A 13,101-nucleotide genomic window follows, 5' to 3' on the forward strand; every position below is an offset into this window, starting at 1 on the left:
GTTTTTCTTGAGGGGGTAAATTGCAAAATGTGATCTACCGCACACTTTGCCACTCAGGTATCGAAGCGAATGTCTACGCTTAATAGACAGCCGGGCAACACCCGTATCTTTTACGACGCAAGCCGGAGGTCCTTGTCATTATGCTCAACCAGAAATTAAACCCCACGCCTTCTGAAGATCTGACTATTGATGTCGATCTGCTTTATGAAACAGACCCGTGCGAGTTAAAGCTGGATGAAATGATCGAGGCGGAACCGGAGCCGGAGATGATCGAGGGGCTTCCCGCCTCTGACGCCCTGACCCCTGCCGATCGGTATCTCGAACTGTTCGAGCATGTACAGTCAACAAAACTGTTTCCAGACAGTAAAACGTTCCCGGACTGCGCGCCGAAGATGGACCCGCTTGATATCCTGATCCGCTACCGTAAGGTCAGACGCCACCGTGATTTTGACTTACGCCGCTTCGTCGAGAACCATTTCTGGCTACCGGAAACCTTATCCAGCGAGTATGTCTCTAACCCCGAAAACTCGCTCAAAGAACATATTGACCAGCTTTGGCCGATACTGACGCGCGAACCGCAGGATCATATTCCGTGGTCTTCGCTGCTGGCGCTGCCGCAATCCTATATCGTGCCGGGAGGCCGTTTTAGCGAAACCTATTATTGGGACTCTTATTTTACCATGCTGGGTCTGGCGGAAAGCGGGCGCGAAGACTTACTTAAATGTATGGCGGATAATTTCGCCTGGATGATTGAAAACTATGGCCATATTCCCAACGGCAACCGGACCTATTATCTGAGCCGCTCGCAGCCGCCGGTTTTCGCCCTGATGGTTGAACTGTTCGAAGAAGATGGCGTGCGCGGCGCACGGCGTTATCTCGACCATCTCAAAATGGAATACGCCTTCTGGATGGACGGCGCCGAATCGCTGGCACTCAACCAGGCTTATCGGCACGTTGTGCGGATGCCGGACGGTTCCCTGCTGAACCGCTACTGGGACGATCGCGACACGCCGCGCGACGAGTCCTGGCTGGAAGATGTCGAAACCGCAAAACATTCCGGTCGTCCACCCAATGAAGTCTACCGGGATTTGCGCGCCGGGGCGGCGTCCGGCTGGGACTATTCTTCACGCTGGCTACGCGATGCGGGCCGGCTTGCCAGCATACGTACGACCCAGTTTATCCCTATCGATTTGAACGCTTTTCTGTATAAACTGGAGAGCGCTATCGCCAATATTTCAGCACTGAAAGGCGAACGTGACACCGAGGCGCTATTTCGCCAGAAAGCCAGCGACCGACGCGCCGCCGTAAACCATTATCTGTGGGATGATGAAAACGGCTGTTATCGGGACTATGACTGGCGACGCGAAGAAATGGCGCTCTTTTCCGCCGCCAGTATCGTGCCGCTGTATGTCGGTATGGCGAACCACGAGCAGGCCGACCGTCTGGCAAATGTGGTGCGCAGCCGTCTGTTAACGCCCGGCGGGATTATGGCGACCGAATACGAAACCGGCGAACAGTGGGATAAACCGAACGGCTGGGCACCGCTGCAATGGATGGCGATTCAGGGCTTCAAACTGTATGGCGACGATATGCTGGGCGATGAAATCGCCCATAACTGGTTAAAAACGGTGAACCATTTTTATCAGGAGCACCATAAACTGATCGAGAAATACCATATTTCCGGCGGTACGCCACGCGAAGGCGGCGGGGGCGAGTATCCGCTACAGGATGGATTCGGCTGGACCAATGGCGTGGTGCGCCGCCTGATTGGCCTTTACGGAGAGCCTTAACCTGCTCCGGCCTCAGTGAATCGCATCATAAATGGCTGACTGAATTTTCAGCCATTTTTTATTGTCTGCGCTGGGCCGGGCCTGAGCGCGCAGTCGGGCCTGCTCCGTATCGTGCTGCTGGCGCGTCACAACAGCCGGAACGGTGCAAAACGTTTGCAAATAGGTTTTATGCATCGCGGTCAGCGGCGCGCCGCTCGACATGTCATGACTTAACGTTGTGATAAATCGTCGGCAGGGTTTGACCTCATCCATCAGCGCGGGATAACGCAACAACAGTTGCAGCACCTCGGTATGTCCTGCCGCAAACGCCTGCTCCGTCCACGCGAGCTGCCAGTTCATTCCGCCCTGGAGGAACAGCGCCGTCACCCGCGTATCATTGCGCTCTATCGCCGCCCGCATGGTAAACGCATCCCAGGTAATCCCCATATGATTGAGCGTTTCCCGCGCGGAAGGCGCCTCGCGCGGCGGTTCATCCTGCGCCATTGCGGGAGCTTGCCCGTTATCGGAGCCTGGCGACGACGAACTAAATAGCCAGAACGCGCCCGCCAGTATCGCCAGCGTCATGACGCCAACCGCGCCCCACAAAGCGCCGGAAATAAGTTGCTCACGCTCTTCAGGCGTACGCGGAGGCCGCTTACGCGGTGGTTCTATGCTCTCGCTAATCTCATGCTTATCTCCCCCGGCCTGCAGATCTTTAAGCCGCGCGGTTTCCCAGAACTGGCGCAATTCACGTTCATCCGCCAGCAGAAACGAAGCGGGATTCACGCGGGTACGTTTTTCGGCATAGGCGCGCTGGATGGGCCGAACGATTTGCTGATACTGAACGTTTAGCAGCATAAGCTGCGCTGAGGTGAGCGGCTGCCTGGCGATAACCTCGTTTCGCGCGAGGCGGCAATCATCCAGAAACATACGCAGGGTGGTGCGCGACTCGGCGAACAGCGTTAACGCTGAGGCGTCATTAAAAATTCTGACGTAATGACGGGCAAACAATTTTTTATCGACCACCATAAGCGCCAGTTCGCTGAACAACATGCCCTCCAGCGCATGTTGATCTTCTCCCTGTTTTAACCACTGGCGCAAACGGTCCGGGCCAAAATGTTGCTTGAGGTAGTGATTCAGCGACGCCCGATCCGGCCATGCGCGCGCAATAAGCGCTTTTAACGTCAGTTCTATCGCCCGAAGCTGACGCTGCGCCTCAAGATGCGCCTCCTGGTCGGGTTCTTCCAGCTCAGTTTGATACGTCAGTAGCGGCTGCTGCTGACGTAGATGTTCCAGCGAGGTGACAAAACGCAACGCGGCAAGGAGTTGATTTTCGCTCACCTCTTGCCCGCTGTCATACTGGGGAACATGCTGCTGAAGGTGACGCAGTTGCAGCATAAACTGGCTCAACTGCGCGTCATTTATCCGCAATTTTTTCGCCACCGCGCCCCAACCGCCCAGGTTAAGACGCGCCTGCTCAAGTTGTTCCATGAACCACCGGGGCTCTTTTCCCTCTGTGGTATGAATACCCAGCAGCAGCAGGATTTCTATTGATGCCTGGCGGATAATCCCCAGGCTATGTTCAAAAGGCGCGCGTGTCGCCTGCGAAGCGCTATTCGTCATTATCTTCCCTAAAAAGACGATCCCGCGACGAGATCTTCGTTTTCTTTTAATTATGTTTTTTCATAGATATAACAGATTTAGCCACATTTCAGTGACTTAATCTTAATGATTGCAAATTTATAAGAAGATCGGTTACTAACCAAAAACATCAGTTTTTCATTCTGTCAACGCGGCGTGACGCTGAACGGCATAGACCTTTTCCCTGCCTGCGTTTGGCCGTCTGACCGCTAGCCACGCGTGCAGCACACTTTATAATCGCGATTTTTATGAGAAAGATGCCATGCCGCACATTTCATCTCGCTTTAGCTCCGCCTGCATCGCGTTTATTAAACAGTGGCAGGGTCTGTCGCTGGAAAAGTATCGCGATCGGCAGGGTAACTGGGTGATTGGTTACGGGCATGTGTTGACGCCGGATGAGACGCTGACGTTCATTACGCCCGACCAGGCGGAGGCATTCTTGCTGGATGACCTCAATAGCTGCGATATGCTGCTACAGAATTGTTCGCCGGAACTTAATGATCGGTTTCAACGTGAAACGCTTATTGCGCTGATGTTCAGCATCGGACATCAGCGTTTTTTATCATTAATCAATACGGGTGATATTTCACAGCCAGAAATAAGCGGACTGCGAATTTAACGTCGTTAATTCGATTCATTTAACATCATGGCGGCCTGGGTACGATTTTTTACATCCAGCCGCCGGTAAAGCGACTCCAGATGCGCTTTAACCGTCCCGGTACTAATATTTAACGCCCGCCCAATTTGTTTATTTGATTCTCCTGCGGCAAGCATCTGTAAAATTTCCCGCTGGCGGGCGCTTAACGCTTTTATATCACGGGACTCCAGCTCCGTTGAATTTAACCAATCCCCCGGTAAAAACATCATCCCGCGAGCGACAGCATTGAGCGCAAGGACAAAGGTTTCGGCATCAGAATCGCGTGGCACCACGGCCTGAACGTTAAATTGCATGACTTCATGCAGCCACTTTTGACTGCCATCCATCGCCGTGATAATAATCTTCACCTCCGGAAATTGCTGCGCGATTCTTTGTAACACCTCGCGGCAAAATTCAGCATCCAGGCCGCTATCCAGCATGACCAGCGCATCCGGCGCGCTTTCTATTTTTTGCCAGAGTTCTTCTGCCTGACCGACACTCTGGATACTTATTCCTGGAATGTGCTGCTGCAAACTGATTTTCATTCCATGAATAAATATTGACTGCCTGTCAAACATGATTACCTGCATTACTTTTCTCCACCTGGGTAAGATAATAGTCTCAAGATGAGGAAGGGTATTACCCGTAGGGTAAAATAAGAAGTCGCCATTTGGTATAGGCCATTTTACCGATAGTCATTGGTTGAGGAAGGGAAAGGTTATGAATATTTACAGCTTCAACATCGGGATTACAGAATTCACTAAAATTAGCGTTTTAAAGTAAGGAATATCTTATTAGTACAAACAGACAAGGCTAATTTGAATATTAATTTAATGAAGAGTACGCCTGGCGCGTCACAAAGGAAATATCTGCTTTTCACCTGATGTGTTACAAAAAATAAAGTAGCACATTTTGTTAAAAAAATTAATCAATCCGCCTGAAAACCGCGACGATGGGTCAATGACAATACCGTGTATGTACATGCATTTCTCTCTCCCACTACACCCGCGGCTATCAGCGTGTTTTACCGCTCTCGTCCCGTTTATCGGCTTTTTGGCGCTAAAAAGCCTGGCCGGAAGGCGATAAATCCGCCGCGCAACGCGATCAGACGTATTCGTCACGCGAGCAATGATTGCGAAAGGGCTTATTAGATGCTAGAAAATCAATAAAACCAGCCGCTTCAGCGTCACTGTTTCAATAAAAACAATAATAGAGCCTGATGATGGATAAAATATATGCAATGAAATTGTTTGTACGCGTGGCGGAACGGGAAAGTTTTTCCCGCGCAGCAGAGGATATCGGCCTTCCCAAAGGCAGCGTCTCACGGCAAATACAAGCGTTAGAACATCAACTGGGCATCCGCCTGCTCCACCGCACCACCCGGCGGGTACAACTTACTCAGGACGGAATGGTTTACTACGAACGGGCAAAAGATCTGTTGAGTAACCTGGATGAACTGGAAGGTCTTTTCCAGCCTGATCCCGCCAGTATCAGCGGCAAAATACGGGTAGATATACCGCCAGGTCTCGCAAACAGCCTCATCATGCCGCGCCTGCCCACTTTTTTGCATCAATATCCCGGCATTGCGCTGGAACTTTGTAGTAGCGATCGACAGGTCGATTTACTACGGGAAGATTTCGACTGCGTGGTGCGTACAGATCCGCTACATGCGCCAGGGATACTGACGCGCCCGCTTGGCAAACTGAGAAGGGTGAACTGCGCCAGCCCACAATACCTGGCGCGCTTTGGGTATCCAGAAAACCTTGACGACCTCGCCTCACATGCGGTGGTGCATTATTCATTGACGCCGGGAGTCTCTTCACCGGGTTTTGCCTTTGAAACTCCCCACGGTATGCAGTGGGTAAAAACCGGCGGAATGCTAACGGTAAACAGTACGGAGACCTGGCATACGGCCTGTCTGGCAGGATTAGGAATCATTCAGACGCCGCGCATTGCTGTACGGGAGGCGTTACGCGCCGGAACGCTCATTGAAATTTTACCGCAATATCGCGCCGCTCCACTGCCGGTGACGCTGCATTATCCCCATCGCCGTAATCTTTCCCGCCGGGTACACCTGTTTATGGTATGGCTGACTGAAACCATTAAAGAGGCCGCAGAGTAGCCGCATTTTCAGTATCCACCGGGGAGAAGCTATACTGACATATTCTATTAATGATGAAGGACTACCGACCTGATGATGCAGGAAAATGACGTAAAACGCCCTATTCAGGAACTGGAGCACGACCCGATACAAAAAATAGAAACGCAGCCGCATGACGCCCCGGAAAAAAACGAAAAGGCAAATCAGGCGTTGCATTCCGTCACCTCCCTGGTGCAAAAAATTCAGCGTCAACCAATGGTGGCCCACCTCATTCGCGCGACCGAACGTTTTAACGATCGACTGGGTAATCAGTTTGGCGCGGCTATCACCTACTTTTCGTTTCTGTCGATGATCCCGATAATGATGGTGTCCTTTGCCGCAGCAGGTTTTATCCTCGCCTCGCACCCTAATCTACTGGAAGATATTTTCAGCAAGATATTGATGAATGTGAGCGATCCTACGCTGGCGTCCACGCTTAAAAATACGATTAATACGGCGGTTCAACAGCGTACCACGGTAGGGCTGGTCGGACTGGGTATCGCGCTCTATTCCGGCGTTAACTGGATGGGCAACCTGCGGGAAGCGATTCGCGCCCAGTCACGGGACGTCTGGGAGCGCAAGCCGCAGGATCAGGAGAAAATCTGGCTCAAATATCTGCGCGATTTTATCTCGCTGATTGGATTATTAATCGCTTTAATCATTACGCTGTCCATTACTTCCATCGCCGGTTCCGCCCAGCAGATGATCATCTCCGCCTTGTATCTCGACAGCATCGAATGGTTAAAACCGGCCTGGCATTTGATCGGTCTGGCCATCTCTATTTTTGCCAACTATCTGCTTTTCTTCTGGATTTTCTGGCGACTGCCTCGCCATCGTCCCCGTAAAAAAGCGTTGATTCGCGGGACATTTATTGCCGCTATCGGTTTTGAGGTGATTAAAATCATTATGACTTATACGCTGCCGTCACTGGTGAAATCGCCTTCCGGCGCGGCGTTTGGCTCCGTACTCGGTCTGATGGCATTCTTCTACTTTTTTGCCCGCCTGACGTTATTCTGCGCGGCCTGGATAGCCACCGCCGAATATAAGGACGACCCGCGAATGCCGGGTAAAACACAACGCTAGTCTGCGGCTTGCTGCCGAATGGCACGCACGGCGTCGTCATTCGGCCTACTGCTGTGTGTACCCAAGCCGGGCAAGCAAAGCGTACCCGGCGGTACAATCAGGCACGTCCTTCCGCCTCATCTCATTGTTTCAGCATATAAATCCAGTAATTAACTTTTATTTAACCCGAAACCAGTTTTATCCACCAATTCTAAAATTATGTGAAGCATTTCATAGACGCAAAATGGCTGGCTTAAACATTATCCCCTTTTTGCGCTTTTTTTGACCATTTTTGGCTTTTGTTACACATTGAAATATAACTTTTGCTGTGCGTAATATGGCTATTCGTTCGCTAAAAATAAGAAAATAGTATGCAAGCAACCGCCACAACACTCGACCATGAGCAGGAACATGTTCCGGTAAACTCACGCAATAAAGTCGTTATTGCCTCGCTTATCGGCACCGCGATTGAGTTCTTCGACTTCTATATTTACGCCACCGCAGCGGTGATCGTGTTCCCCCTTATCTTCTTCCCCCAGGGCGATCCCACTGCGGCAACGCTACAATCGCTCGCCACCTTCGCTATCGCATTTGTGGCGCGTCCGATCGGCTCTGCGCTATTCGGCCACTTCGGCGACCGGGTAGGCCGCAAAGTCACGCTGGTGGCTTCGCTGCTAACGATGGGGATCTCCACGGTCATTATCGGTCTGTTACCGGGCTACGCGACGATAGGTATTTTCGCGCCGCTGCTGCTGGCGCTGGCGCGTTTCGGTCAGGGACTGGGGCTGGGCGGCGAATGGGGCGGCGCAGCGTTATTAGCGACGGAGAATGCGCCGCCGCGCAAACGCGCGCTGTATGGCTCCTTCCCACAGTTGGGCGCGCCGATCGGCTTCTTTTTTGCCAATGGCACCTTCCTGTTGCTCTCCTGGCTGCTGACCGACGAGCAGTTTATGAGCTGGGGCTGGCGCGTGCCGTTTATCTTCTCGGCGGTGCTGGTGATTATTGGCCTGTATGTGCGCGTGTCGCTGCATGAAACGCCGGTGTTTGCGAAAGTCGCTGCAGCGAAAAAACAGGTAAAAATACCGCTGGGCACGTTGCTGACGAAGCATGTCCGCGTAACCATTCTCGGCACGTTTATCATGCTGGCGACCTACACGCTGTTCTATATCATGACCGTCTATTCCATGACTTACAGCACTGCCGCCGCGCCGGTAGGGCTTGGCTTGCCGCGCAATGAAATACTGTGGATGCTGATGATGGCGGTGATTGGTTTCGGCGTGATGGTGCCCGTCGCCGGCCTGCTGGCGGACGCATTTGGCCGTCGGAAAAGCATGGTCATCATTACCACGCTCATCATTCTCTTCGCGTTGTTCGCCTTTACCCCGCTGCTGGGTTCAGGCAATCCAGCGCTGGTATTCGTATTCCTGTTGTTAGGCCTGAGCCTGATGGGACTGACCTTCGGCCCAATGGGAGCGCTGCTGCCGGAGCTATTTCCGACGGAAGTGCGCTATACCGGCGCATCGTTTTCCTACAATGTGTCATCAATTCTGGGCGCTTCCGTCGCGCCATATATTGCCGCATGGCTGCAAAGCCACTACGGGCTGGCGGCGGTAGGGGTTTACCTGGCGTCAATGGCGGCGCTGACGCTGATTGCACTGCTGTTAACCCATGAGACGCGTCATCAGGCGTTGTAATAGGACGCCGGATGGCATCATCCGGCGCTACGTTTCACGTTACTGCTTCATCTGCGTTAAAATCGTCCGGCACTGATTGGCTTCGCCTTCAGAGGGCGAAATGAGCGCCAATAGCGCGGCGGCGGGCGTTACCAACGTCGCCAGCGCTGCCGCAACCGCGCCGCGCGCAATCAGCGGGCCGGGCTTGACGCCCGCCTGCGGATTTTTAAATGTCCCGCGCACGTACAGCGGCGATCGCAGCGTAATAATACGAATCCCTTTACTTTCCGGATCAATGGTTAAATCGAGCTGTTCAGAGGCGAAGCTCGCCGTACCGGTCACGTTAATCAGCGCATTTTCTGTATCAAAAGCAAAAATTTGCGGTCGCGCCACGCCGTTCGCAATATTGAGATTCGCCGCCGCGCAGTTAACCCGCACTTCGTCATCGCCAAAAATCTGCCCGACAATATAGTTGCCGACGTTCAGTCCCACGATTTCCATCAGGTTGCGGCTAATCAATCCATCATTCATCAATAATTTTAGATTGCCGTTACTGTTGCCAAGCAGCGCGGCGACCGAGTTGCCCGTCCCGCGAATATCCGCATCGCCGTTCAGCTCGCCCAGCGTTTTCTGCATCAGCTCCACATCCGGCATCAGTTCTTTAAGCTTCAGCCGACGCGCCTGTATATCCGCCCGCCCCTGCATTGGCTTTTTATCCCCTTCCAGATGGATGTTGGAGACAATACTGCCGCCTGCCAGACCAAACTTCAGCGGCTGTAGACGTAAGTCGGCGTTTTTCAGGATGATATGGGTCGAAAGATCGCTAATCGGTAGACTGCCGCCATGCTCAATACGTCGGCCTTTAAACCGGACATCGGCGTCCATAACGTCCCATTTGTCGGTTTCAAAGCGATCGTAAGGCAACACTTTATCCGCCGGCTGAACATTCTTCTCGCCTTTGCGCTGTTCAGACCGTTTCGACTGCTCAGCGTCTTTCCCGGAATCCACGCCAATCAGCGGCCCAAGATCGGCCAGTCGTAACTGGCGCGATTCGACATCGCCTTCCAGTTTAGGGCGCGGTTTACCGGTGGTATAAGTGAGGGAGCCGTGGATATCACTGTCGCCAATGCGCCCGTTAAAACCGCGATAATCAAATACCGATGACTTTTCGGCGTCAATTTTCGCCACCAATCGCCCATCGGTCTCAAACGGCGGCGTATCCGGCAGCAGCACGCCGGTTAAATCATATAAATCGCCCAGTGAATCGCCAGAGAATTTAAGCCGCAGATCGACGCCGCCCATTTTCATCGGCTCGTTCACCACGCCGCTAAAAGCCACCCGCGTATTGCCAGAGCGGAAATCGGCCTGCACAGGAAAAGGCGTACTTTCGCTGCGTAGCGCCAGCATACCGCCTATTTTGCCCGTACCGGTCAACGGTTCCCCGTTATAACGCCCCTGCGCCTTCAGGCCGAAGACATAGTCGCCCACGGTGGATTTGTCTGCTTTGCCTTTCGTTCCCGTCACTTCGCTGAACGGCAACGGTTTGCCTAACGGATCGATCAGAATAGTGATATCCGCTTTACTGACCTTATCATCGAGCGCGATTCGCCCCTGGTCGAAGAGAATATTATCCAGCCGGAAGGACCAGGCGGAAGGTTTAGCATTGGGGTCCATATTCTTGTCTTGCGCGAGGTTAAAGGTCCAGTTATTGGTTTTCTCAGACAGGCGAATAAGACGCGCGTCGGGTTTCACCAGTTTGATCCACGGCAGCCAGACGGTTTTGGTCAGGAGCGCCAGTGGGGCAAGCGTCGCCTCAACGCGTGGCAGATGTACCATCGTGACTTTCGGAATATCCGGCGGATTGCCGAGAATGACGTCTTCCGCGTGAACATGCGGCCACGGTACCCAGCTTCGCCAGCCGGTCTCCTGTTTTTGGCGTTCCCACACCACGCCTAAATCGCCGCGAATAGCGAAAGGCCGGTTCAATTCAGTAGAGACTTTCTGGTTGATGGTCGGTTTGAGGCGGTTCCAGTCAAATGTTGCGATCAACAAAATCACTATGGCGATCAACAACAAGAAAGTCCCTGTGATGGCGGCGGTTATTTTGCCTGCTTTAGTCATGTGTTATTTCCTCACTTCTTCCCTTGCCTGTCCTAAAGATAGTTCAGCCAGACGAAAAAGGAGGATGACCGCGCCTCGTAATACCACGTATTACGGGAACAGTCTGGCATTACAGGGTCAGAATCACCTCTTCGAGCGATATCAGCGGCACGGGTCGAGAAAGAAAATAGCCCTGGGCGGCAAAGGCGGGCGAACGCTGCACATCGCGCCACTCTTCCAGCGTCTCCACGCCCTCGACAATAACGCCGCGGCAGTAGCGGTTCATCAGTTGCAGCAGCAGAATGAACAGGTTGCGCCCCTCCGGGGACTGACGCAGCATGACGAACAGCTCGCGCGCCACTTTAATGTAGTCATAACGCACTTCGCTCAGCGCTGAAAAATTGGCCATACCGGTACCAAAATCATCCAGCCACAGCGGGCCGAACTCACACATCGAGGCGAAAGAGGAGTCTTTCGGCAAACGAATATGTTCCACCAGTTCGAAACGCAGCCAGGGTAAGCGCTCCATCGCTGCCAGAATGTCCGGCTGTCGTCGCATGGCAATCAGCGTAGGGCCGTCGACATTGACCGATGCCAATAAGTGATGGCGAGTGAAAAAATCCGCTTTTTGTTCAAGCTGATGAAGTTGTTCTTTCACTACGTCAATGCGGTGTCGAACCGCTAACTCCGCGAAATAACGATCCGGGGCAATACGTCTGGAAGGGTTATCAGGATGGGTGACGACAGTGAGAAGTTCAACCGCCATCAGACGGCCATCCGTCTGGTATATCGGCTGGTAAGTATAGGCACGCTCGCATTGCAGCCAATAGCGCCGTTCCTGCAAATTCTCTATACCTGCATCAGGAACGCGTAGCTGCTGGATAACCTGCTTTATCATCTCAGTTGTCCTGTTAATGGGAGTGTGACTGTCCGGACTCGTCAAAGGTTATCGGCGTTCAGGCAGAGAACTTTACCCTCGGTCCCTGGCAAAATAAAAACAGACCACGAAACTTGTCAAAAATACGCACTTGCTCAAAAAAATAATGGACCGATGTTTTAATATTATTGACCACTAAACATCCACAGCGCACACTAACGCTAATTTTTACAGATCAGGTTCACGACTATGTCTAAAAAGATTGCCGTGATTGGCGAATGCATGATTGAGCTGTCGCAGAAAGGCGCTGATGTTCAGCGCGGCTTCGGCGGCGACACGCTGAATACCTCCGTTTATATTGCCCGTCAGGCCGATTCTGCCGCTCTGGCCGTTCACTATGTGACGGCGCTGGGTACTGACAGTTTCAGCCAACAGATGCTGGAGGCGTGGCAGCATGAAAATGTGGATACCTCGCTAACGCAGCGGATGGAAAATCGCCTGCCAGGCCTCTATTACATCGAAACCGATGATACTGGCGAGCGTACCTTCTACTACTGGCGTAACGAAGCGGCAGCGAAATTCTGGCTGGAGAGCGAGCAGTCAGCGGCTATCTGCGAGGCGCTGGCGACCTTCGATTATCTCTACCTGAGCGGCATTAGCCTCGCGATTTTAAGCCCGACCAGCCGTGATAAGCTGCTGTCTTTATTGCGTGAATGTCGGGCCAACGGCGGGAAAGTCATTTTTGATAATAACTATCGCCCGCGTTTATGGACAAGTCGCGAAGAAACGCAGCAGGTCTATCAAAAGATGCTGGAATGTACTGATATCGCCTTCCTGACACTGGACGATGAAGACGCGCTATGGGGCCAGCAACCGGTGGAAGAGGTCATTGCCCGCACCCATGCGGCAGGCGTACAGGAAGTGGTGGTAAAACGCGGGGCGGACTCTTGCCTGGTCTCGATTCAGGGCGAGGCGCTCATTGACGTTCCGGCAGTGAAACTGCCGAAAGAGAAAGTGATAGACACCACTGCCGCAGGCGACTCCTTCAGCGCCGGTTATCTGGCCGTTCGTTTGACGGGCGGCAGCGCGACGGATGCCGCGAAGCGCGGACACCTGACGGCCAGCACGGTGATTCAGTACCGTGGGGCCATTATTCCGCACGACGCGATGCCGCAGTAAGTCATTCGCTCTTGCCCGGTGGC

At 52.9% G+C, this 13,101-nt stretch carries 10 protein-coding genes; 6 read left to right on the forward strand and 4 right to left on the reverse strand.

Annotated features, from left to right (window positions below; genetic code table 11):
• Positions 1-140 precede the first annotated feature (140 nt).
• Positions 141-1,790 (forward strand): alpha,alpha-trehalase, encoded by a 1,650-nt coding sequence (locus NA624_RS09110; RefSeq protein ID WP_000934254.1) that lies wholly within the window; start codon positions 141-143, stop codon positions 1,788-1,790.
• Positions 1,791-1,802: 12 nt separating this feature from the next.
• Here NA624_RS09110 and NA624_RS09115 read toward each other — a convergent pair whose 3' ends face one another.
• Positions 1,803-3,392, reverse strand: coding sequence for an STY4199 family HEPN domain-containing protein (locus NA624_RS09115; RefSeq protein WP_000185020.1), 1,590 nt, complete (start codon positions 3,390-3,392; stop codon positions 1,803-1,805).
• A 280-nt stretch (positions 3,393-3,672) separates the two neighbouring features.
• On the opposite strand from NA624_RS09115, the gene NA624_RS09120 reads away from it, so the two are divergent.
• Positions 3,673-4,029 carry a glycoside hydrolase family protein gene (locus tag NA624_RS09120; RefSeq protein WP_001120254.1) on the forward strand — a complete coding sequence of 119 codons (357 nt, stop codon included), beginning with the start codon at positions 3,673-3,675 and terminating at the stop codon, positions 4,027-4,029.
• Between the two features lie 5 nt (positions 4,030-4,034).
• Here the strand turns inward: NA624_RS09120 and NA624_RS09125 are convergent, their stop codons facing one another.
• Positions 4,035-4,637, reverse strand: a complete 603-nt coding sequence (locus NA624_RS09125) for a response regulator transcription factor (protein WP_001196081.1) — start codon at positions 4,635-4,637, stop codon at positions 4,035-4,037.
• A 632-nt stretch (positions 4,638-5,269) separates the two neighbouring features.
• Here NA624_RS09125 and NA624_RS09130 point away from each other — a divergent pair.
• The 3 genes from NA624_RS09130 to NA624_RS09140 all read left to right on the forward strand — a co-directional run bounded on the left by NA624_RS09130 (position 5,270) and on the right by NA624_RS09140 (position 8,943).
• Positions 5,270-6,169, forward strand: coding sequence for a LysR family transcriptional regulator (locus tag NA624_RS09130; RefSeq protein WP_000358048.1), 900 nt, complete (start codon positions 5,270-5,272; stop codon positions 6,167-6,169).
• A gap of 72 nt (positions 6,170-6,241) precedes the next feature.
• Positions 6,242-7,270 (forward strand): inner membrane protein YhjD, encoded by a 1,029-nt coding sequence (gene yhjD, locus NA624_RS09135; RefSeq protein ID WP_000983176.1) that lies wholly within the window; start codon positions 6,242-6,244, stop codon positions 7,268-7,270.
• 350 nt (positions 7,271-7,620) lie between these two features.
• A complete protein-coding gene (locus NA624_RS09140; protein ID WP_001148981.1) occupies positions 7,621-8,943 on the forward strand; it encodes an MFS transporter in 1,323 nt (440 codons plus the stop codon).
• 39 nt (positions 8,944-8,982) lie between these two features.
• On the opposite strand, the gene NA624_RS09145 is transcribed toward NA624_RS09140, so the two are convergent.
• Positions 8,983-11,043 (reverse strand): AsmA family protein, encoded by a 2,061-nt coding sequence (locus tag NA624_RS09145; RefSeq protein ID WP_000158688.1) that lies wholly within the window; start codon positions 11,041-11,043, stop codon positions 8,983-8,985.
• A gap of 109 nt (positions 11,044-11,152) precedes the next feature.
• Positions 11,153-11,920, reverse strand: a complete 768-nt coding sequence (gene pdeH / locus NA624_RS09150) for a cyclic-guanylate-specific phosphodiesterase (RefSeq protein WP_000595625.1) — start codon at positions 11,918-11,920, stop codon at positions 11,153-11,155.
• A 228-nt stretch (positions 11,921-12,148) separates the two neighbouring features.
• On the opposite strand from pdeH, the gene NA624_RS09155 reads away from it, so the two are divergent.
• The gene (locus NA624_RS09155; RefSeq protein WP_000037571.1) at positions 12,149-13,078 is read left to right on the forward strand and encodes a sugar kinase; all 930 of its coding nucleotides are present in this window, start codon (positions 12,149-12,151) and stop codon (positions 13,076-13,078) included.
• Positions 13,079-13,101 lie beyond the last annotated feature (23 nt).

Source organism: Salmonella sp. NW38, from assembly GCF_051807745.1.
Lineage (GTDB): Bacteria > Pseudomonadota > Gammaproteobacteria > Enterobacterales > Enterobacteriaceae > Salmonella > Salmonella enterica.

What these genes read in the sequence shown, in the direction of transcription:
- NA624_RS09140 (WP_001148981.1), top strand. Translation starts at nt 7,621, where the DNA reads ATGCAAGCAACCGCCACAACACTCGACCATGAGCAGGAACATGTTCCG.
- pdeH (WP_000595625.1), bottom strand. Translation starts at nt 11,920, where the DNA reads ATGATAAAGCAGGTTATCCAGCAGCTACGCGTTCCTGATGCAGGTATA.
- NA624_RS09115 (WP_000185020.1), bottom strand. Translation starts at nt 3,392, where the DNA reads ATGACGAATAGCGCTTCGCAGGCGACACGCGCGCCTTTTGAACATAGC.
- NA624_RS09120 (WP_001120254.1), top strand. Translation starts at nt 3,673, where the DNA reads ATGCCGCACATTTCATCTCGCTTTAGCTCCGCCTGCATCGCGTTTATT.
- yhjD (WP_000983176.1), top strand. Translation starts at nt 6,242, where the DNA reads ATGATGCAGGAAAATGACGTAAAACGCCCTATTCAGGAACTGGAGCAC.
- NA624_RS09145 (WP_000158688.1), bottom strand. Translation starts at nt 11,043, where the DNA reads ATGACTAAAGCAGGCAAAATAACCGCCGCCATCACAGGGACTTTCTTG.
- NA624_RS09110 (WP_000934254.1), top strand. Translation starts at nt 141, where the DNA reads ATGCTCAACCAGAAATTAAACCCCACGCCTTCTGAAGATCTGACTATT.
- NA624_RS09130 (WP_000358048.1), top strand. Translation starts at nt 5,270, where the DNA reads ATGGATAAAATATATGCAATGAAATTGTTTGTACGCGTGGCGGAACGG.
- NA624_RS09125 (WP_001196081.1), bottom strand. Translation starts at nt 4,637, where the DNA reads ATGCAGGTAATCATGTTTGACAGGCAGTCAATATTTATTCATGGAATG.
- NA624_RS09155 (WP_000037571.1), top strand. Translation starts at nt 12,149, where the DNA reads ATGTCTAAAAAGATTGCCGTGATTGGCGAATGCATGATTGAGCTGTCG.